The following is a 19,108-nucleotide window of genomic DNA, read 5'->3' as shown; positions in this document are numbered from 1 at the left end:
CATAGTCATCAAGGGCCGATACCGTTGCCGCATCTTCCACGCAACGAGCCAGCGCCCATGAGCACGCCCAGCGACAACGCCACCCCCGCCCCGGTCGAGGCCCCGACCCCCGCTCCGGCCAAGTGCCCCTTCCACGAGGCGCCGTTGCAGGTGGCCGGCGGCGGCACCGGCAACCGCGACTGGTGGCCCAAGCAGCTGCGCGTGGACCTGCTCAACCAGCACTCCAACCGCTCCAACCCGCTGGGCGAGACGTTCGACTACCGCGCCGAGTTCGCCAAGCTGGACTACAGCGCGCTCAAGGCCGACATCCGCCGCGTGCTGACCGATTCGCAGGCCTGGTGGCCGGCCGACTGGGGCACCTACGCCGGCCTGTTCATCCGCATGGCCTGGCATAGCGCCGGCACCTATCGCATGGTCGATGGCCGCGGCGGCGCCGGGCGCGGACAGCAGCGCTTCGCCCCGCTCAACAGCTGGCCGGACAACGTCAGCCTGGACAAGGCCCGGCGCCTGCTGTGGCCGGTCAAGCGCAAGTACGGCCAGCAGATTTCCTGGGCCGACCTGATGGTGTTGGCCGGCAACGTCGCGCTGGAGAGCAGCAGCTTCCGCACCTTCGGCTTCGGCGCCGGGCGCGAGGACGTGTGGGAGCCGGACCTGGACGTGAACTGGGGCGATGAGACCACCTGGCTGGCCCACCGCGACCCCGAGAGCCTGGCGCGCAACCCGCTGGCCGCCACCGAGATGGGACTGATCTACGTCAATCCCGAAGGCCCCAACGCCAGCGGCGATCCGGCCTCGGCCGCGGCCGCCATCCGCGCCACCTTCGGCAACATGGCCATGGACGATGAGGAGATCGTCGCCCTGATCGCCGGCGGCCACACCCTGGGCAAGACCCACGGCGCCGGCGCCGCCGACCACGTCGGCCTGGACCCGGAAGCGGCCGACCTGGAGGCCCAGGGCCTGGGCTGGCACAGCAAGTTCGGCAGCGGCGTGGGCGCCGATGCGATCACCTCCGGCCTGGAGGTGGTGTGGTCACAGACCCCGACCCAGTGGAGCAACCACTTCTTCGAGAACCTGTTCAAGTTCGACTGGGTGCAGACCCGCAGCCCGGCCGGGGCGATCCAGTTCGAGGCCAAGGACGCGGACGCGCTGATTCCCGACCCGTTCGATCCGTCGAAGAAGCGCAAGCCGACCATGCTGGTCACCGACCTGACCCTGCGCTTCGATCCGGAGTTCGAGAAGATCTCGCGCCGCTTCCTGGGCGATCCGCAGGCCTTCAACGAAGCCTTCGCCCGCGCCTGGTTCAAGCTGACCCACCGCGACATGGGCCCGAAGGCGCGCTACCTCGGCCCGGAAGTGCCGGCCGAAGACCTGATCTGGCAGGACCCGCTGCCGGCGCCGGTGCACCAGCCCGGCGCGGCCGACATCGCCGCGCTGAAGGACCAGATCGCCCAGTCCGGGCTGTCGGTGAGCGAGTTGGTGTCGGTGGCCTGGGCCTCGGCCTCGACCTTCCGCGGCGGCGACAAGCGCGGCGGCGCCAACGGCGCGCGTCTGGCCCTGGCCCCGCAGAAGGTCTGGGCGGTCAACGCCGGCGCCGTGGCCGCGCTGCCTACCCTGCAGGCGATCCAGCAGGCCTCCGGCAAGGCCTCGCTGGCCGATGTGATCGTGCTGGCCGGCGTGGTCGGCATCGAGAAGGCGGCGGCCGCGGCCGGCGTCCAGATCGAAGTGCCCTTCACCCCCGGCCGCGTCGATGCGCGCCAGGACCAGACCGACGTGGCGTCCTTCGAGGCGATGGAGCCCATCGCCGATGGCTTCCGCAACTACCGGCGCCTGCCCGGCGGCCCGACCACCGAGACGCTGCTGATCGACAAGGCCCAGCAGCTGACCCTGACCGCGCCGGAGCTGACCGTGCTGATCGGTGGCCTGCGCGTGCTGGGCGCCAACGTGGACGACTGCGCGCACGGCGTGCTGACCGATCGGGTCGGCGTGCTGAGCAACGACTTCTTCGTCCACCTGCTGGACATGGGCACCGAGTGGAAGCCGACCTCCAAGGAGACCTACGAGGGCCGCGACCGCGCCACCGGCGAGATCCAGTGGACGGCCAGCCGCGCCGACCTGGTGTTCGGTTCCAACGCCGTGCTGCGCGCCCTGGCCGAGGTCTATGCCAGCGACGATGCCAGGCAGAAGTTCGTGCACGACTTCGTGGCGGCGTGGACCAAGGTGATGGAGCTGGACCGCTTCGACCTGAAGAAGTAAGCGTCGCGCGCCGGGACCTGCCGCGCGTTGCGCGGCGCGTACCCGCACGCCTCGCCCCTCCCCTTTGCGCAACGCGCAAGGGGGAGGCCGGGAGGGGGTGCTCTTCGCGGGAATCCCCCCGACCTCGAAATTTCTCTCGCCGCACGGGTGCGACACCGCCGCCACGCGCCTCAAGCCACAACGACCAGCACACTCCCCGCCTTGCCGCACAATACCGGGCCGATGCCACGCGCCCGTTCCCGCCATGAGTGATGCCTCCCACCGCGTGCATGGCGTGGGCCCCGAAGACGCCGCGCCGGACTGGCCGCCGCTGCGCGCCGACGAAGTCGACACCGTCCTGGCCGCCTACCCGCCGCTGGCCGCAGGCCCGCATCGCATCACCTGGCATAGCCCGCGTCCCCTGTCGGCCGCCGCCCTGGTGGAGACCGCGCACGGCCCACTCTTCATCAAGCGACACCATCGCAGCGTGCGCAGCGCCGATGGCCTGGAGGAGGAACATCGCTTCATGGCGCATCTGCGCGACCGCGGGCAGCCGGTGGTCGAGGTGTTCGCCGACGCGCACGGCCGCACCGCGCATGCGCACGGCGACTGGACCTATGAAGTGCACCGCGCCGGCATCGGCGCGGACCTGTATCGCGAGACCACCTCGTGGACGCCGCTGACCGACCTGGCACAGGCGCGACAGCTGGGCGCGATGCTCGCACGGCTGCATCGGGCCGCGGCCGACTACACCGCACCCCAGCGCAGCACGCATCTGCTGGTCGCACGCGACGACCTGATCCGCGCGGATGATCCGGTCGCCGCGCTGCAGGCGCAGCTCGCACAGCGCCCGGCGCTGGCCGAATGGCTGCGCACACGCCACTGGCAGGCCGACTTCGAACGCCACCTGCTGCCCTGGCATGCCGGCCTTGCCGAAGCCCTGCGCGGGGAGCCGCGCCTGTGGGCGCACAACGACCTGCACGTCTCCAATCTGCTCTGGCAGAGCCAGGCCGATGCGCCGCGCATCAGCAGCGTGCTCGACTTCGGCCTGGCCTCGCCGACCGGCGCGCTGTTCGACCTAGCCACCGCGATCGAACGCAACGCCATCGCCTGGCTGTCGCTGGAAGACGGCCTGGACGCCGCGCACGTGGACACCGCGCTGGCCCTGCTCGCCGGCTATCGCACGGTGGCGCCCCTGGCGCCGGATCGGGTGCGCTTGCTGGCCGATCTGCTGCCGCTGGTGCACCTGGATTTCGCCCTGTCCGAGGTCGAGTACTTCCACGCCATCACCCACGCCCCCGACAACGCGCAGGTGGCCTACGCGACCTTCCTGCTCGGCCATGCGGACTGGTTCGCCAGCGCGGCGGGCCAGGCCCTGCTGCAGGCGCTGCGCGCGGCCGCCTGAGACGCAGGGTGTGCAAATCGACGCCGAATGGTGTCCAATGCGCACTCTGAAGCGGGGGTGCCCGGCGTTGCCGGGCTGAGAGAGTCCCTTGGAACCTGATCCGGTTTGCACCGGCGTAGGGAGCTTTGAGCAGCACGGCAGGCACGCCCGGCAACGGCGTGCGCCGCGCGCGCCGTCGCTTCGTCCTTGAGCCCTTGCCTGGTGACGAACCGATGAACCGCCCACGCTCCACCCTGCTGCTGTCCTGCCTGCTGTCCTCCGCCGCGCTGCCGCTGCACGCGCAACAGCAGACCGATGAATCCGCTTCCGCCGCCAAGGCCACCGACCTTGCGACCGTGCAGGTCAAGGGCCAGACCCAGGCCACGCCGACCAGCCAGTCCAACAGCTTCGGCCCCGGCAGCTGGCGCGACACACCGGCGTCGATCAACGTGCTGACCCGCGCCCTGATCGACGCGCGCCAGCCGCGCAGCCTGAGCGAGCTGGCGCACAACGACGCCTCGCTGGGCGACAGCTACGCGGCGGCCGGCTACTACCAGGACGTGTCGATCCGTGGCTTCGCGCTGGATCTGGCCACCGGCCTGCGCTTCAACGACCTGTCCATCGCCGGCGAGCAGCGCCTGGCGCTGGAGAACATCGCCCAGGTGGAGATCCTCAAGGGCGAGGCCGGCCTGACCGCCGGGATCATGGCGCCCGGCGGCATCCTCAACTTCGTGGCCAAGCGCCCCGAGCGCGTGCAGGAGCTCACCCTAGGCACCGATTCGCATGGCTCGCGCTACACCGCCGTGGACTGGGGCCGCTGGCTGACGCCGAGCTTCGGCCTGCGCTTCAACGCGGCCTGGGAAGACACCCATTCCTATATCGAGCACCTCGATGGCCGGCGCAATTTCTATTCGCTGGCCGCCGACTGGCTGATCGGCGACAAGGGCAAGCTGGAGCTGGACGGCAACTACCAGACCGGCTCGCAGCGCTCGGCCTCGGGCTACCAGCTGCTGGGCGGCGATGCCCTGCCCCCGCACCCCAGCGCGACCAAGCTGCTCGGCTACCAGCCCTGGGCGCAGCCGGTGGCGATCCAGGCCACCAATCTCACCGCCCGCTATCGCTACCAGTTCAACGCCGACTGGCAAGGCAGCGTGGCGCTCGGCAGCAGCCGCAGCGTGATCGACGACAACGTGGCCTTCGCCTACGGCTGCTTCTATGCGCCGCAGTGCGCCGATGGCAGCGTGCCCGGCAACTACTTCGCGCCCAACGGCGACTACGACGTCTACGACTATCGCAGCCCGGACGACACGCGCCACAACCAGCAGCTGCGCGCGCAGCTGCAGGGCAAGTTCCAGACCGGCGCGCTGCAGCATCAGCTGACCGTCGGCGTGGACGGCTATCGGCGCACGGTCGATCGCCGCCAGGACGTGTACGACTACGTCGGCACGGCCAACATCGATGAGGACACGCCGGTGTTCGCGCCCTCGCCCAACATGCCCGGCCCGTCCGCGCGCCGGCTGGACGACAAGCAGCGCGCGCTGTTCGCGCTGGACCGCATCACGCTGGGCGAGGGCTGGCAGTGGCTGGCCGGCGGGCGCTGGGTCCGGCTCACCGAGACGGCCAACGACAGCGAAGGCGTGCGCGAGCGCCGCACCCGGCTGAGCACCTTCCTGCCGCAGACCGCGTTGCTGTGGCAGGCCACGCCGCGGCTCAACGCCTACGCCAGCTACAGCGAAGGCCTGTCGCTGGGCCAGGAGGCGCCGTACTGGACCTCCAACGCCGACAGCTTCCTGCCGCCGCTGCAGTCGCGCCAATGGGAGACCGGCGTGAAGTTCGCCGCCAGCGATGCGCTGGACCTGGGCGCGGCGCTGTTCCGCATCCGCCAGCCGTTCCAGTACGCGATGCCCGACGCCAGCGAGGCCGGCTACACCTTCGTTCAGCGCGGCCAGCAGGTGCACACCGGCCTGGAGCTCACCGCCAACGGCAGGCTGACCGACCGGCTGCGCATCGTCGCCAGCGCCAGCGTGCTGCGCGCGCGCGCCGACGACAGCGGCACGCCCGCGGTCGACGGCCATCAGCTGATCAACGTGCCCAAGGCGCGTGCCAGCGTATTCCTCGACTACCAGCTGCAGTCGCTGCCCGCCCTGAGCCTCAACGCCGGCTGGCGCTATGCCGCCGCCAACGTCGCCACGCCCGATGGCGCGCTGCGCGTGCCGGCCTATCACGTGTTCGACGCCGGGCTGCGCCTGCGCAGCCGGATCGGCGGCCAGGCGCTGACCTGGCGGCTGTCGGTGGACAACGTGTTCGACAAGTTCTACTGGCGCGACACGGGCAGCAGCGGCGGCGACTACTACCTGTTCCCCGGCGCGCCGCGGCTGGCGCGCCTGACAGTGACCTGGGCGCTGTGAACATCGACGCGCTGGAATGGATCGGCGCGGTGGTCAGCGTGGCCGCGGTCTGGCTGGCCGCGCGCCGCCACATGCTGGGCTGGCCTGTGGGCCTGGCCTCGGTGGCGCTGTATGCGCTGGTGTTCGTCGATGCCCGGCTGTACTCCGATGCGCTGCTGCAGGTCGCCTTCGCCGGCTTCATCGTCTACGGCTGGCGGCGCTGGAAGGCCAACCTGGACGATGACGGCCTGGTGCGCGTGGCCGCGCTCGCGCCGGGCGCGGCGCTGCGCGACCTGGGGCTGGGCGCGCTCGGCGCGCTGCTGCTGGGCTTTTGCATGCATCGCTACACCGACGCGGCGCTGCCGTGGCTGGACGCGGCGCTGACCGCCTTCAGCCTGGTGGCGCAGTGGTGGCAGGGCCGCCGCCACGTGGCCGCGTGGTGGCTGTGGATCGTGCTGGATCTGATCTACGTCGGGCTGTACCTGTTCAAGTCGCTCGAGGTGACCGCGGCGCTGTACCTGGGCTTCGTCGGCCTGGCGGTGATGGGCCTGCGCCAGTGGCGCCGGGCGGCCCAGGCCGCGCCGCTGCCGGCGGCTTGACTGACGCGACGGTCAGGCGATGGTAGGGTGCCGGACCCTCGCCGGCCCCGCTTTCTCCATGCCCGCCCCTGCCGCCCCCCCGCGTTCGCTGACCGAAGGCCCGATCGGCCGCAACCTGTGGCTGTTCTCGCTGCCGATCCTGGGCGGCAACGTGGCCCAGTCCTTGAACGGCTCGGTCAACGCGGTGTGGATCGGCAAGTTCCTGGGCGAATCGGCGCTGACCGCCACGGCCAACGCCAACAGCATCCTGTTCTTCCTGATCGGCTCGGTGTTCGGCATCGGCATGGCCGCCACCATCCTGATCGGCCAGGCGATCGGCGCGGGCAACATCGCCCGCGCGCGCCAGGTGTTCGGCACCAGCGCGAGCTTCTTCATTGGCCTGTCGGTGCTGATCGCCTGTACCGGCGTGTGGACCGCGCGCCATCTGCTGGCGGCGATGGGCACGCCGGCCGATTCGCTGCCGCTGGCCGAAAGCTATCTGCGCGTGATCTTCCTGGCGATACCGCTGATCTACGCCTTCGCCTTCCTCTCGGCGGCGCTGCGCGGCGCGGGCGATGCCAAGACGCCGTTCCGCTATCTGCTGCTGGCCGTGGCGCTGGACTGCGCGCTGGACCCGGTGCTGATGCTCGGCCTGGGGCCGTTCCCGAAGCTGGGCATCGCCGGCGCGGCCTGGTCGACGCTGATCACCCAGGCCATCGCGCTGCTGGCCATGCTGATCGCGTTGCGCCGCCGGCGCCATGTGCTGTGGCTCGGGCGCAAGGATCTGGGCCTGTTCCGCATCGACCCGGCCATCCTCAAGTCGCTGGTCACCAAGGGCGTGCCGATGGGCCTGCAGATGGTGCTGGTGTCGCTGGCGATGATCGCCATGATGACCCTGGTCAACCGCTTCGGCACCGACACGGCCGCCGCCTACGGCGCGGCGCTGCAGACCTGGGCCTATGTGCAGATGCCGGCCATGGCCATCGCCGCGGCGGTGTCCTCGATGGCCGCGCAGAACGTGGGCGCGCAGCGCTGGGACCGCGTCTCGGCGATCGCGCGCACCGGCGTGCTGTTCAACTTCCTGATGACCGGCGCGCTGATCGCGCCGCTGATCCTGCTCGACCACTGGACCTTCGGCCTGTTCCTGGCGCCGGGCAGCGCCGCCTTCGACACGGCGCGCCATCTCAACCACATCGCGATCTGGTCGTTCCTGTTCTTCGGGGTGATGTTCGTGCTGTCCGGCGTGGTGCGCTCGACCGGCGCGGTGATCCCGCCGCTGATCATGCTGGTGATCTCGCTGTGGGGCATCCGCGTGCCGTTCGCCAAGCTGCTGCAGCCCACGCTGGGTGCCGATGCGGTGTGGTGGAGCTTCCCGACCAGTTCGCTGTGCTCGATGCTGATGTCCATCGCCTATTACCGCTGGGGCGGCTGGCGCAAGGCGCGCATGGGCGCGGCCGATACGCGCACCATCGCCGTGCCCTCGGAGGTACCGGCGAGCCCGCCCTCGCCGGTGGCCGATCCGGCCGATCCGGACCGCGCGCCGGACGATGTCCTGCAGAAATCCTGATCGCCTCGCGCGCGCTCAGAGCGCGTCGATGTCGCCCAGCGCCTGAATCAGCCGGCGCGCGCGCTTGTCCGGCTTGCTCTCCGGCGGCCGATAGCCGCTGCGCTCGGCCGCGCGCAGCGCGCGCGCCTCGACGCGCCGCTGGCGCGATGCTTCGGTTTCCTGATACAGCGCCTGCGCCACCGGCGCCGGGCCGCGCTGGTCGGACAGTCCGCATACGGCGATCTCGAAGCATTCCTCGCCGCGCTGCACGCGCAGCGCATCGCCCACCCGCACCGTGCGCGAGGGCTTGGCGCGCTGTCCGCCGATCTCCACCTTGCCCAGGCCTACCGCGTCCTTGGCCAGGGCGCGGGTCTTGAAGAAGCGCGCGGCCCACAGCCACACGTCCAGGCGCACCGCCTGCGGGACGACGGGCTCAGTCATGCTTTCCCGAGAAGTCCGGCTTGATCGGCTGGCTCACGCGCGGGCCGGGCTCGTCCCAGGCCTGCGGATGGCAGGGATCGCGCACCATCGTGCCCGCCGAGGATCGCGCCAGCGTGTCGGCCGCCGAGGACGAGGCGACCTGGCATTCGGGCCGGTCGGCCGGACGCAGCGCGGTCGCGTCGTCGCGCGCCTGGTGGCTGGCGCAGGCCGACAGCAGCAACAGCGCGGCGGCCAGCGAGGTTCCCTGCAGTTTCATCTTCGTGTTCCTGTGCATGCGTGTGCTCTTCCAAGTGCCAGTGGGCGACGCGGTGCGTGAAGCTCACGTGCCCGGCTTGTTGCCAAAGCGAATCTCGGCGTGCGATTCGGTGTCGCGCTGGCAGGCCTGCGTCATATGCGCATCGCGCACGCCCTGCTCGAACGCCTGGCCATGCTTGCCGTCGCGGATCTTGTCCGGGAACGGCGGCTGGTTGGCGGCGTCGCGCGCCTGCAGCTGGCATTCGTAGGCGATGTTCGGGCCGTCCAGGCCGTTGGTGCTGGCGCAGCCGGCCAACCCCAGCGCCAGGCCAACGCCGGCGATCCACTTGGTATTGAGACTGCGTGACATCCCATCCTCCTTCCGTGGGCGCGCCGGGTCGCACGGGTGCGTGGCGCTGAAAACAAGAAACCCGGCACGAGGGCCGGGTTTCAAGCTTAGCGCGGCACAAGCCGGGCGAATGTGCCGAAGGCTTACTCGGCAGCGGCAGCCTGGCGGGCAGCCTTGGCGGCGGCAGCGGCGGCCAGGTCTTCCTTGATGCGGGCGGCCTTGCCCTGCAGACCGCGCAGGTAGTACAGCTTGCCGGCGCGGACCTTGCCGCGGCGCTTGACTTCAACCGAGTCGATGGTCGCGCTGTGGGTCTGGAACACGCGCTCGACGCCGTAGCCGTGCGAGATCTTGCGCACGGTGAAGGCGGAGTTCAGGCCGGCGTTCTTCTTGGCGATGACCACGCCTTCGTAGGCCTGCACGCGCTCGCGGTTGCCTTCCTTCACCTTCACATTGACGACGACGGTGTCACCCTGGCTGAACTGCGGCAGCTCGCGGGAAATCTGGGCGGACTCGAACTCCGCGATGATGGACTTGTTCAACTTGCTCATGGTGGCACCGATTCAATGTTCGGGTGGGTGTGTCGGGTCTCGACAACAAGGGCTGATGCAGTCGCGAGAAGTCGCTGCACGTTTATCGTGATCTTGCGGCCCGCCCAGGCCGAGCGGCCCGCGGGAACTGCGCATTGTAGACGAGATTTCCGGCGCGTGGCTAGGGCCCCTCGCCTTCGGCGGCGTGCTCGGCCCGGAAGGCCTCCAGCAGCTTGCGATCGGCCTTGGACAGCGCGGCCTCGTCCAGCAGGTCGGGCCGCCGCAGCCAGGTCCGGCCCAGCGACTGCTGCCGGCGCCAGCGCGCGATGGCGGCATGGTTGCCCGACCGCAGCACCTCGGGCACCTCGCCCCAGGCGTGGCTGGCCGGGTGCGTGTAGTGCGGGCAGTCCAGCAACCCGGCCTCGCCTTCGAAGCTGTCCTGGGCGGCGGACTCGGCGTCGTTGAGCGCCCCGTCCTGCAGGCGGGTGACCGCGTCGATCAGCACCGCCGCGGCCAGCTCACCTCCGGAGAGCACGTAGTCGCCGATGGAGATCTCTTCGTCGACCTCGTGCGCCAGGAAGCGCTCGTCCACGCCCTCGTAGCGGCCGCACAGCAGCACCAGCCGCGGCAACGCGGCCAGTTCGCGCACGCGTGCCTGAGTCAGCGGCCGGCCCTGCGGGCTCAGGTAGATCACCGGCGCCGGCGCCGGATCGGCCTGACGGACCTCGTCCAGGCAGGCGCGCAGCGGCTCGATCAGCATCACCATGCCGGGACCGCCGCCGAACGGACGGTCGTCCACGCGGCGGTAGTTGCCGGCGGCATAGTCGCGCGGATTCCAGCCCTGCAAGGCCAGCAGCCCACGCTCGCGCGCACGACCGACCACACCGTAACCGGCGCTCTGGTCGATGAACTCGGGAAACAGGCTGACGACGTCGATACGCATGGGCGAGCAGTGAGCCAAGACGAGTGGGATGGCGCCTAGTAGAGCACTACGCTTATTCCTCACTCCTCTCCACTCGTTCCTAGAACTCCGGGTCCCAGTCCACGCCCACCACGCCGGCCTCGAAGTCCACGCGCGTCACGAAGTCCGGCTGGATGAACGGGATCAGCCGGTCCTTGTCGCCCCGCGCCACCAGCACGTCGTTGGCGCCGGTGGAGAACAGGTGCGAGACCGTGCCGAAGTCGCGGCCGTCGGCGTTGATCACGCGCAGCCCTTCCAGGTCGACCCAGTAGTACTCGTCGGGCTGGGGCGGCGGCAGCGCGCTGCGCGGCACGGCGATCTCCAGCCCGACCATCGCCTCGACCGCATCGCGGTCCTCGACGCCGGGGAAGCTGGCGATCAGGTGCTTGCCCGAAGGCTTGCCGCGCACGCCGGACAGCTCGCGCTCGCGGCCGGCCGCATCGCGCAGGGTCCAGGGCTGGTAGCGGAAGATGGCTTCGCGCGGCTCGGTCCAGGACTCGATCTTGACCTGGCCACGCACGCCGAACGCGCCGACCACCCTGCCCAGCAGGATGCGGCGCGTTGCGTTCTCACTCATTGCGAGAAGACCGGCCGCGCCAGGCGCGGCCGCAGCGCGATCAGGCCGAAGCCTGGGCGTTGGCCTTGGCCGCTTCCTTGTACAGGTTGCGGACCTTGTCGGTCAGCTGGGCGCCGTTGCTCACCCAGTGGTCGACGCGGGCGGTGTCCAGCACCACGCGCGGCTCGGCGCCCTGGGCGACCGGGTTGTAGTAACCCAGACGCTCGATGTTGCGGCCGTCGCGCGCGCTGCGCACGTCGGTGACGATGATGTGGTAGAAGGGGCGCTTCTTGGCGCCACCGCGGGTAAGGCGGATCTTGACCATGGTGCTCTCGTGTTGCCCAGTCGCCAGGATGGCGAGGTAAGCCGGCGATTATAGCTGGCCGCGCGCGCCACGCAAACCCGCCCCCACTCTCCCGCCTGGGCTCAGGGGCGATCCCAGGGCTGCGTGTCCAGCGCCCGGGCCAGCAGGGCGGGCAGTTCCGGCGCGGCCGGCAGAGGTCTGCCATCGATCCCGGACACCGGCGTGCAGCCGTTCGCGTTGGCGGTGAAGGCGGCCAATGCGCCTGCCTGTTCCAGCGTGACGTCCTCGTGCCGCTGCGGCACGCCCAACGCGTCCAGCCCCCGCTGCAGCAGCGCCTCGCAGGTGCCGCGCAGCGCCGGCCCCTGCGGCCAGAGCACCTCGCCGCCGCCCCAGAACCCGATGTTCCAGACCGAGCCTTCCACCACGCGCGCGCCCTGCCCCGCCGCTTCGACGAATAGCGCGTCGTCGGCGCCGGCCAGCCGCGCCTGGCGCCGGTAGTGGAACAGCGGCAGCGTGGCGATGTGCTTGATCTGCGGCAGCGGCCGCACGAATGCGTAGGACTTCAGGGCCAACGGCCCGGCCGGCGCCGCCGGCCGCGCATCCGCCACGGAGATCAGCCATTGCGGCGTCACCGGCTTGAGCGGATCGCGATAGTCGAAGTCGCGCGCGAAGCCGGTGATCCGCACCGACGCGTCCTCCACCCCGTGCAGCGCCTGCCGCAGCTCCACCAGCAGCGTGGACTCGTCGAACGGGCCGTCGAACAGCGACGCATGACCCTCGCGCAGCCGCGCCAGATGCAGATCGAGCCCCTGCACCGCGCCGCCGCGCGTGCGGAAGGCGGTGAAGTGGCCGTAGTTGGACTGCGCCAGCGGACGCAGGTCGTCGAGCGTGGCGGGCCGGCCGGCGATGCTCAGGCGGGGCGCGCTCACAGCAGGGCGTCGGCCTGCGCCCACCAGTCCCGCAGCAGCGCGGCGGCGGGCCTGGCCTGCGCGGCCCAGGCCGATTGCCCGGCCCAGGCCTGCATCGCATCGAGCCGGTCCTCGACTACGGCTTGCTTGCGCATCGCGGCGGTCAGGCCGCGCTGCACCGGATACGGCGCGGGCGATGGCGCTTCAGGATTCGCGGCCGCGCGGACATAGGCCGTGGCGATCGAACGCCCGAGCCGGCCGGAGAACGCACGCGTCGGCCAGGTGTCCTGCGGCTCGGTCCCGGCCAGGGCCTGCGCCCAGGCCGGCGCGATGGCGGCCTCCGGCGTGCGCAGGAAGGCGGTGCCGACCATCGCCGCACTCGCGCCCAGCATCAGCGCGGCGGCCACCCCGCGGCCATCGGCGATGCCGCCGGCGGCGATCACCGGCACCGACAGCGCATCGGCCAGGCGCGGCACCAGCGCGAACAGGCCGACCAGCTGGCGCTCGGCGGCATCCGGATCGAACGCCCCGCGATGCCCACCGGCCTCGAAGCCCTGCGCGATCACCGCATCGGCGCCGGCGTCCTGCGCGCACTGCGCTTCGGCCAGCGTGGTCGCGGTGGCGAACCAGGCGATGCCGGCGCGGCCCAGCGCCTGCACCTGGGCCGGTTGCAGCACACCCATGATCGTGGACAGCACCTGCGGCCGCGCCGCCAGCACGGCGTCGAACTGCGCGTCGAAATCCGCGGGGACCGCATCGCCCGCGCTGGCGGGCACTTCGGGGCCCCACTGCGCCAGCAACGCACGCACGGCGGCTTCGGCCTGCGCATCGCGCGCAGGCGGCGCGTCCGGCACCCACAGATTGACCTGTGCGGGTCCGCTGGAAAGCGCACGAAACTCGTCCATCCACGCGCCGATCTCCTGCGGCGTGGACAGCACCGCGCCCATCGCGCCCAGGCTGCCGGCGTCGGCCAGCGCCGCCGACAGCGGCACCGGGCAGGCGCCGGCCATCGGCGCCAGCAGGATCGGCACGCGCACGCCGAAGCGCGCGCAGAAGTCGTCGGATCGCTGGCGCGCGGCCGAGGCCATCAGCCGATCAGCGGAACGGCATGCCGCCGCGGCCACCGCCCATGGCGCCCATCATGCCGCGCATGCCGCGCATCATGCCCTTCATGCCGCCGCGGCCGAGCTTGCCCATCATCTTTTCCATCTGCGTGAACTGCTTCATCAGCTTGTTCACGTCGGCCGGCTGGGTGCCCGAGCCCTTGGCGATGCGCGCGCGGCGCGAGCCGTTGAGCAGCGCCGGGTTGCGGCGCTCCTTCTTGGTCATCGAATTGATGATCGCGATCATGCGCGGCACTTCCTTGTTGCCGGCGACCTGCGCCTTGAGGTGCTCGGGCACCTGGCCCAGGCCAGGCAGCTTGTCCATCAGCGCGCCGATGCCGCCCATGTTCTGCATCTGCTCGAGCTGGTCGCGCATGTCGTTGAGGTCGAACTTCTTGCCCTTGGCGACCTTCTCGGCGAGCTTCTGCGCCTTGTCCTTGTCGACCTGGCTCTCGACCTGCTCCACCAGCGACAGCACGTCGCCCATGTCCAGGATGCGGCTGGCCACGCGCTCGGGATGGAACACGTCCAGGCCGTCGGGCTTCTCGCCCACGCCGATGAACTTGATCGGCTTGCCGGTGATGTAGCGCACCGACAGCGCCGCGCCGCCGCGGGCATCGCCGTCGGTCTTGGTCAGCACCACGCCGGTCAGCGGCAGCGCCTCGGAGAAGGCCTTGGCAGTGGTCGCCGCGTCCTGGCCGGTCATCGAATCGACCACGAACAGCGTCTCGACCGGCTTGACCGCGGCGTGCAGCGCCTTGATCTCGGCCATCATCGCCTCGTCGATGGCCAGGCGACCGGCGGTATCGACGATCAGCACATCGGTGAAGGACTTGCGCGCGTCCTCGATCGCGGCGCGGACGATGGCCTCGGGCTTCTGCGAGGCATCGGAGGGGAAGAACGGCACGTCGACCTGCTGGGCCAGCGCCTTGAGCTGCTCGATGGCGGCCGGGCGGTAGACGTCGGCCGAGACCACCATGACCTTCTTCTTGCGCTTCTCCTTCAGGTGCTTGGCGAGCTTGCCCACGGTGGTGGTCTTGCCCGCGCCCTGCAGGCCGGCCATCAGGATCACCGCAGGCGCCGGCACGTTGAGGTTGAGGTCCTGGGCGGTGGAGCCCATCACCGCGGTCAGCTCGTCGCGCACGACCTTGATCAGCGCCTGGCCGGGGGTCAGCGACTTCAGCACCTCCTGGCCGACCGCGCGCACCTTGATGCGCTCGACCAGGGCCTGGACCACCGGCAGGGCGACGTCGGCTTCCAGCAGGGCGATGCGCACCTCGCGTGTGGCCTCGCGGATGTTGTCCTCGGTCAGGCGGCCGCGGCCGCGCAGGCGCTCGATGGTGCCGGACAGGCGCTGGGTCAGGGATTCGAACATGGGGGCAACCGGAAAGCGGACGCGAAGCGGGCGCGCAGTATATCCGGGTGGGTTTTGCGGCCGGGCGGGAATAAGGAGCGAGCTGAGCCTTCTCAGCGCGGCTTGTGCCGCTCCGCGCGCGGTCCCATCCCACCGCCCATCCAACAAGAATGGTTCTCGAAAAGCGGAGCCGCATGCGACACTGCGCGCCATGGGGTTCGTCCTTCCTTCCTGTGTCCTGTACCTGCTGGCGACCCTGTTGCTGGTGCGCGCCGTCGCGCCCGACGCCGCCGGGCCGACCCGCGCCTGGCGCCTGCCGGCCCTGCTGGCCATCGCCCTGCACGGCGGCTACCACCTGTGGGTGGCCTGGCGCACGCCGGGCGGGCCGGACATGCATTTCTTCGCGGCCCTGTCGCTGGTCAGCCTGGGCATGGCGGCGATGACCGCTCTGGTCGCGCGCGGCCGCATGGCGGCGGTGGGCGTGGTGTCCTTCCCGCTGGCCGCGCTGCTGCTGGCCGTCTATCACGGTTACGGCCACCGGCCCTCCTCCGGCCTGGACTGGCGCCTGCAGCTGCATGCCTGGCTGGCGCTGCTGTCCTACGCCACGCTGGCGGTGGCGGCGCTGCTGGCGATCATGCTGTGGGTGCAGGAGCGCGCCCTGCGCCGGCGCGAGTTCCACGCCTGGCTGCGCGCGCTGCCGCCGCTGACCGAGCTGGAGACGCTGCTGTTCCGCACAATCGCGGTGGGTTTCGCCCTGCTGACCGCCACGCTGCTGACCGGAATGATGTTCGTGGAGAACCTGTTCGCCCAGCACCTAGTGCACAAGACCGTGCTGAGCGTGCTGTCCTGGCTGGTCTTCGGCGGCCTGCTGCTGGGCCGCTGGCGGCGCGGCTGGCGCGGCACAACCGCGGTGCGCTGGACCTTGGTGGCCATGGCGCTGCTGCTGCTCGCGTTTTTCGGCAGCAAGGCGGTGCTGGAGTTGATCCTGAAACGCACCTTATGAGCTGACCGTTCTGTCAGCAGAATGCCGCGACGCGGCATTCCATTGCTGAAACAATATTTGCATTGACAAATATCCCACCCGCGCGGATCATGCCGCGCCATGAACTCCCCTGCGTCCATCTGCCCGCCCGCGAGCGGGTCCTCGCTCGGCCTGCTGATCCGCCAGACGCGTGACGCGATCTGGGAAGCGATGGAGCGCGAACTGATCGCCGCCGGCCACGACCTGACCTTCAGCCAGTTCGTCACCATCAAGAAGCTGGCCGACGGCATCGCCAGCGTGACCGACCTGGCGCGCGCCGCCGAGGTCCACCCCGGCGCGATGACGCGCCTGCTCGATCGCCTCGAGGCGCGCGGCCTGGTCACGCGCAAGGCCGATCCGGGCGATCGCCGCGCCCTGCACATCCACCTGACCGAGGCCGGCACCGCCATCTGGCAGGACATCAACCTGTGCGGCCAGCGCGTGCTGCAGCGCGCGACGCGCGGCATGTCCGAGGCCGAATCCAGCGAACTGATGCGCCTGCTCGAGCAGGCGCGCGACAACCTCACCTCCGAGACCGATTGACCATGTCCACGTCCGTTCCCCCACGCCTGCACGGCAGGCTCGCCGCGGCGCTGGCCTGCGCGCTGGTGCTGGCCGGCTGCGCCAGCAGCCGCGGCCTGACCACCAGCGGCCAGCCGCTCGACGCAGACACCCTCGGCGCGCGCCAGGTCCTGGGCGCGGATGCCTTCAGCGCCGCCGCCTTCCCGCGTCAGGACTGGTGGAACGCGCTGGGCGACCCGCAGCTGGACGGCCTGATCCGCGAGGCCCTGCAGGGCAATCCGTCGCTGGCCGCGGCCGACGCGCGCCTGCGCCAGGCCAAGGCCCAGGCCGGCCTGGCCGACGCACAACGCAAGCCCACGCTCGACGCCACCGGCGAATACAGCGGCGTGCAGCTGCCCAAGGGCCTGGCCGGCCCGGAGATCGGCGGCGATGTGATGTGGGCCAACGTGCTGATGCTCGACTTCAAGTGGGCGCCGGACCTGTGGGGCGGCCAGCGCGCCGCCTACGAGGCCGCCGTCGGCCAGGCGCGCGCCGCCGAAGTCGACGCCCAGGCCGCCCGCCTGACCTTGTCGGCCAACATCGCCCGCACCTACATCTCGCTGTCGCAGGCCTACGAGGCGCTGGACGTGGCGCGCCGCGAGCAGCAGCGTTCGGGCCGCCTGCGCGACCTGAGCCAGCAGCGCGTCGACGCCGGCCTGGACAACAACCTGCAGCTGCGGCAGGCCGAGAGCACCATCGCCAGCGCGCGCCAGCAGGAACAGGCCGCCCAGCAGCAGATCGACGCCCTGCGCAACGCGCTGGCCGCCCTGCTCGGCAAGGGCCCGGACCGCGGCCTGGCCATCGCCCAGCCCAAGCTGCTCGCCGCGCCCGCGCCGTCGGTGCCCGGCGTGCTGCCCAGCGAACTGCTCGGCCATCGCGCCGACGTGGTCGCCGCGCGCTGGCGCGTGGAGGCCGCCAACCGCGGCATCGACGCGCGCAAGGCCGCCTTCAAGCCGAGCGTGAACCTGTCGGCCATCGTCGGCCTGGCCTCGGCCAACCTGTCGGACCTGTTCGACAGCGACGCGGTGCTGGGCCTGGGCGGGCCGGCGATCAGCCTGCCGATCTTCGATGGCGGCCGTCTGCGCGCCAACCTGGACAACGCCGACGCCCAGTACGACCTGGCCGTGGCCAGCTACAACGGTGCCTTGGTCGGTGCCATGCACGAGGTCGCCGATGCGGTCCAGTCGGCGCGCTCGCTCGATGCGCAGGTCGCCTCGCTGACCGCGGCGCGCGATGCGGCGCAGAAGGCCTACGACCTGGCCTCCAACCGCTACGACGCGGGTCTGGGCACCCAGCTGGACGTGCTCTCCGCGCAGCGACCGCTGCTGCAGCTGGAACAGCAGCTGGCCGATCTCCACGCCCGCCGCTACGTCGCCGTGGTCGATCTCGACCAGGCCCTGGGCGGCGGCCTGCCGCTGACCGCGCCGACTCCCTCTTCCACCAATACCGCCGATACCTCCACGCCATGAACTCGCAGACTCCCAACGCTCAGGCCGGCGCACAGCCGCCGAAGAAGAGCAACCGCAAGCGTTCCCTGCTCATCCTGCTCCTGGTGATCGTCGTGGCCGGCGTGGGCTGGATCGCCTACGAGCTGCTGTACGGCCGCTGGCACCAGAGCACCGACGACGCCTACGTCGCCGGCAACATCGTCTCGATCGTGCCGCAGACCATGGGCACGGTGGTCAGCATCGACGCCGACAACGGCATGAAGGTCGAGGCGGGCCAGCCGCTGGTGCACCTGGATCCCAACGATGCCCAGGTCAGCTACGACCAGGCCGTGGCCAACCTGGCCGGCACCGTGCGCCAGGTGCGCGGCCTGTACAGCAGCGTGGAGTCCAGCGAATCGGACCTGCGCGCCCGCCAGGTCGCCGTCGATCAGGCGCGCGCCGACGTCAAGCGCCGCGAAGGCCTGGTCGCCACCGGCGCGGTCTCGCGCGAGGAACTGGCCCACGCCCGCGACATCCTGGCCTCGGCCGAGGCCGCCCTGGGCGGCGCGCGCGGCAACCTGCAGCGCACCCGCGCGCTGGTCGATGCCACCACCGTGTCCAAGACCCCGCAGGTGCAGGCCGCGTCCTCGCAGCTGCGCCAGGCCTATCTCAACCTGCAGCGCACCGCGATCCTCGCGCCGGTCTCGGGCTACGTGGCCCAGCGCCGCGTGCAGCTGGGCCAGCAGGTCCAGCCGGGCACCACGCTGATGACGATCGTGCCGATCGACCAGGTGTGGATCGAGGCCAACTTCAAGGAAACCCAGCTGGGCAAGATGCGCATCGGCCAGCCGGTTGAGGTGCATGCCGACCTGTACGGCGACGACGTCACCTACCAGGGCAAGGTCGACAGCCTGGGCCTGGGCACCGGCAGTGCGTTCTCGCTGCTGCCGGCGCAGAACGCCAGCGGCAACTGGATCAAGATCGTCCAGCGCCTGCCGGTCAAGATCGTGCTCGATCCCAAGCAGCTGCAGTCCCATCCGCTGCGCATCGGCCTGAGCACGGACGTCAACGTGAGCCTGAAGGACCAGAACGGCCCGGTCCTGGCGCCGGCCCGCCCGGCCGATGCCAAGCCGCTGATGACCACGGCCGCCTACAACAAGCAGTTGGCCGACGCCAACCAGCTGATCACCTCGATCATCGAGCAGAACCTGCCCGAGTCGGCCAAGACCAACTGA

General features: G+C 70.8%; 19 protein-coding genes and 1 riboswitch. Of the genes, 9 read left to right on the top strand and 10 right to left on the bottom strand.

The features are described 5' to 3' along the window. Nucleotides 1–57 precede the first annotated feature (57 nt). The 5 genes from katG (at nt 58) to WFQ05_RS00350 (ending at nt 8,148) form a co-directional block, all read left to right on the top strand. Nucleotides 58–2,253 carry a catalase/peroxidase HPI gene (katG, locus tag WFQ05_RS00370; RefSeq protein ID WP_337052174.1) on the top strand — a complete coding sequence of 732 codons (2,196 nt, stop codon included), beginning with the start codon at nt 58–60 and terminating at the stop codon, nt 2,251–2,253. 244 nt (nt 2,254–2,497) lie between these two features. Then, nucleotides 2,498–3,637, top strand: a complete 1,140-nt coding sequence (locus tag WFQ05_RS00365) for a phosphotransferase (RefSeq protein ID WP_337052173.1) — start codon at nt 2,498–2,500, stop codon at nt 3,635–3,637. A gap of 43 nt (nt 3,638–3,680) precedes the next feature. Then, nucleotides 3,681–3,776, top strand: a riboswitch (TPP riboswitch). Nucleotides 3,777–3,849: 73 nt separating this feature from the next. Continuing rightward, on the top strand, nt 3,850–6,024 hold the full coding sequence (locus WFQ05_RS00360; RefSeq protein ID WP_337052172.1) for a TonB-dependent siderophore receptor: 2,175 nt from the start codon (nt 3,850–3,852) through the stop codon (nt 6,022–6,024). Next, nucleotides 6,021–6,602 (top strand): nicotinamide riboside transporter PnuC, encoded by a 582-nt coding sequence (pnuC, locus tag WFQ05_RS00355; RefSeq protein WP_337052171.1) that lies wholly within the window; start codon nt 6,021–6,023, stop codon nt 6,600–6,602. The genes WFQ05_RS00360 and pnuC overlap by 4 nt, the downstream gene beginning before the upstream one ends. 58 nt (nt 6,603–6,660) lie before the next feature. After that, a complete protein-coding gene (locus WFQ05_RS00350; protein WP_337052170.1) occupies nt 6,661–8,148 on the top strand; it encodes an MATE family efflux transporter in 1,488 nt (495 codons plus the stop codon). A gap of 15 nt (nt 8,149–8,163) precedes the next feature. On the opposite strand, the gene WFQ05_RS00345 is transcribed toward WFQ05_RS00350, so the two are convergent. The 10 genes from WFQ05_RS00345 to ffh form a co-directional block, all read right to left on the bottom strand. Then, nucleotides 8,164–8,568 carry an RNA-binding S4 domain-containing protein gene (locus WFQ05_RS00345; RefSeq protein ID WP_306992616.1) on the bottom strand — a complete coding sequence of 135 codons (405 nt, stop codon included), beginning with the start codon at nt 8,566–8,568 and terminating at the stop codon, nt 8,164–8,166. Beyond that, entirely contained in the window at nt 8,561–8,824 is a 264-nt protein-coding gene (locus WFQ05_RS00340) for a hypothetical protein (RefSeq protein WP_337052168.1), read from the bottom strand. The genes WFQ05_RS00345 and WFQ05_RS00340 overlap by 8 nt, the downstream gene beginning before the upstream one ends. 63 nt (nt 8,825–8,887) lie before the next feature. Continuing rightward, nucleotides 8,888–9,172, bottom strand: a complete 285-nt coding sequence (locus tag WFQ05_RS00335) for a hypothetical protein (RefSeq protein WP_306992620.1) — start codon at nt 9,170–9,172, stop codon at nt 8,888–8,890. A 122-nt stretch (nt 9,173–9,294) separates the two neighbouring features. Further along, on the bottom strand, nt 9,295–9,699 hold the full coding sequence (rplS, locus tag WFQ05_RS00330; RefSeq protein ID WP_130519020.1) for a 50S ribosomal protein L19: 405 nt from the start codon (nt 9,697–9,699) through the stop codon (nt 9,295–9,297). A gap of 160 nt (nt 9,700–9,859) precedes the next feature. Beyond that, entirely contained in the window at nt 9,860–10,621 is a 762-nt protein-coding gene (gene trmD / locus WFQ05_RS00325; protein ID WP_337052165.1) for a tRNA (guanosine(37)-N1)-methyltransferase TrmD, read from the bottom strand. A 79-nt stretch (nt 10,622–10,700) separates the two neighbouring features. Further along, a complete protein-coding gene (gene rimM / locus WFQ05_RS00320; protein WP_130519024.1) occupies nt 10,701–11,216 on the bottom strand; it encodes a ribosome maturation factor RimM in 516 nt (171 codons plus the stop codon). 40 nt (nt 11,217–11,256) lie between these two features. Then, nucleotides 11,257–11,520, bottom strand: coding sequence for a 30S ribosomal protein S16 (rpsP, locus tag WFQ05_RS00315; protein WP_130519026.1), 264 nt, complete (start codon nt 11,518–11,520; stop codon nt 11,257–11,259). 101 nt (nt 11,521–11,621) lie between these two features. After that, a complete protein-coding gene (locus tag WFQ05_RS00310; RefSeq protein WP_337052164.1) occupies nt 11,622–12,428 on the bottom strand; it encodes an aminotransferase class IV in 807 nt (268 codons plus the stop codon). Beyond that, nucleotides 12,425–13,495 (bottom strand): nitronate monooxygenase, encoded by a 1,071-nt coding sequence (locus WFQ05_RS00305; RefSeq protein WP_337052162.1) that lies wholly within the window; start codon nt 13,493–13,495, stop codon nt 12,425–12,427. The genes WFQ05_RS00310 and WFQ05_RS00305 overlap by 4 nt, the downstream gene beginning before the upstream one ends. A 7-nt stretch (nt 13,496–13,502) precedes the next feature. Continuing rightward, nucleotides 13,503–14,885, bottom strand: coding sequence for a signal recognition particle protein (gene ffh, locus WFQ05_RS00300; RefSeq protein ID WP_130529504.1), 1,383 nt, complete (start codon nt 14,883–14,885; stop codon nt 13,503–13,505). A gap of 190 nt (nt 14,886–15,075) precedes the next feature. Here ffh and ccsA point away from each other — a divergent pair, with 190 nt between their 5' ends. From ccsA to WFQ05_RS00280, 4 genes are all read left to right on the top strand, one after another. Beyond that, on the top strand, nt 15,076–15,867 hold the full coding sequence (gene ccsA / locus WFQ05_RS00295) for a cytochrome c biogenesis protein CcsA (protein ID WP_130523671.1): 792 nt from the start codon (nt 15,076–15,078) through the stop codon (nt 15,865–15,867). 99 nt (nt 15,868–15,966) lie between these two features. Further along, nucleotides 15,967–16,428, top strand: coding sequence for a MarR family transcriptional regulator (locus WFQ05_RS00290; RefSeq protein WP_130519036.1), 462 nt, complete (start codon nt 15,967–15,969; stop codon nt 16,426–16,428). Nucleotides 16,429–16,430: 2 nt separating this feature from the next. Beyond that, nucleotides 16,431–17,915, top strand: a complete 1,485-nt coding sequence (locus WFQ05_RS00285; RefSeq protein WP_337052158.1) for an efflux transporter outer membrane subunit — start codon at nt 16,431–16,433, stop codon at nt 17,913–17,915. After that, the gene (locus tag WFQ05_RS00280) at nt 17,912–19,108 is read left to right on the top strand and encodes an efflux RND transporter periplasmic adaptor subunit (RefSeq protein WP_130519040.1); all 1,197 of its coding nucleotides are present in this window, start codon (nt 17,912–17,914) and stop codon (nt 19,106–19,108) included. Before WFQ05_RS00285 ends, WFQ05_RS00280 begins: the two co-directional genes overlap by 4 nt.

The sequence above is a fragment of the Pseudoxanthomonas sp. USHLN014 genome (genome assembly GCF_037153335.1).
Classification (GTDB): Bacteria; Pseudomonadota; Gammaproteobacteria; order Xanthomonadales; family Xanthomonadaceae; genus Pseudoxanthomonas_A; species Pseudoxanthomonas_A winnipegensis.
The sequence above is the reverse complement of the archived record's forward strand: the minus strand, read 5'-3'. Positions and strand labels throughout refer to the sequence as shown.

Bases quoted from the DNA above. Each gene is read 5' to 3' on its own strand.
- katG (WP_337052174.1), top strand. From the start codon at position 58: ATGAGCACGCCCAGCGACAACGCCACCCCCGCCCCGGTCGAGGCCCCG.
- WFQ05_RS00365 (WP_337052173.1), top strand. From the start codon at position 2,498: ATGAGTGATGCCTCCCACCGCGTGCATGGCGTGGGCCCCGAAGACGCC.
- WFQ05_RS00360 (WP_337052172.1), top strand. From the start codon at position 3,850: ATGAACCGCCCACGCTCCACCCTGCTGCTGTCCTGCCTGCTGTCCTCC.
- WFQ05_RS00350 (WP_337052170.1), top strand. From the start codon at position 6,661: ATGCCCGCCCCTGCCGCCCCCCCGCGTTCGCTGACCGAAGGCCCGATC.
- WFQ05_RS00345 (WP_306992616.1), bottom strand. From the start codon at position 8,568: ATGACTGAGCCCGTCGTCCCGCAGGCGGTGCGCCTGGACGTGTGGCTG.
- WFQ05_RS00340 (WP_337052168.1), bottom strand. From the start codon at position 8,824: ATGAAACTGCAGGGAACCTCGCTGGCCGCCGCGCTGTTGCTGCTGTCG.
- WFQ05_RS00335 (WP_306992620.1), bottom strand. From the start codon at position 9,172: ATGTCACGCAGTCTCAATACCAAGTGGATCGCCGGCGTTGGCCTGGCG.
- rplS (WP_130519020.1), bottom strand. From the start codon at position 9,699: ATGAGCAAGTTGAACAAGTCCATCATCGCGGAGTTCGAGTCCGCCCAG.
- trmD (WP_337052165.1), bottom strand. From the start codon at position 10,621: ATGCGTATCGACGTCGTCAGCCTGTTTCCCGAGTTCATCGACCAGAGC.
- rimM (WP_130519024.1), bottom strand. From the start codon at position 11,216: ATGAGTGAGAACGCAACGCGCCGCATCCTGCTGGGCAGGGTGGTCGGC.
- rpsP (WP_130519026.1), bottom strand. From the start codon at position 11,520: ATGGTCAAGATCCGCCTTACCCGCGGTGGCGCCAAGAAGCGCCCCTTC.
- WFQ05_RS00305 (WP_337052162.1), bottom strand. From the start codon at position 13,495: ATGGCCTCGGCCGCGCGCCAGCGATCCGACGACTTCTGCGCGCGCTTC.
- ffh (WP_130529504.1), bottom strand. From the start codon at position 14,885: ATGTTCGAATCCCTGACCCAGCGCCTGTCCGGCACCATCGAGCGCCTG.
- ccsA (WP_130523671.1), top strand. From the start codon at position 15,076: ATGGGGTTCGTCCTTCCTTCCTGTGTCCTGTACCTGCTGGCGACCCTG.
- WFQ05_RS00290 (WP_130519036.1), top strand. From the start codon at position 15,967: ATGAACTCCCCTGCGTCCATCTGCCCGCCCGCGAGCGGGTCCTCGCTC.
- WFQ05_RS00285 (WP_337052158.1), top strand. From the start codon at position 16,431: ATGTCCACGTCCGTTCCCCCACGCCTGCACGGCAGGCTCGCCGCGGCG.
- WFQ05_RS00280 (WP_130519040.1), top strand. From the start codon at position 17,912: ATGAACTCGCAGACTCCCAACGCTCAGGCCGGCGCACAGCCGCCGAAG.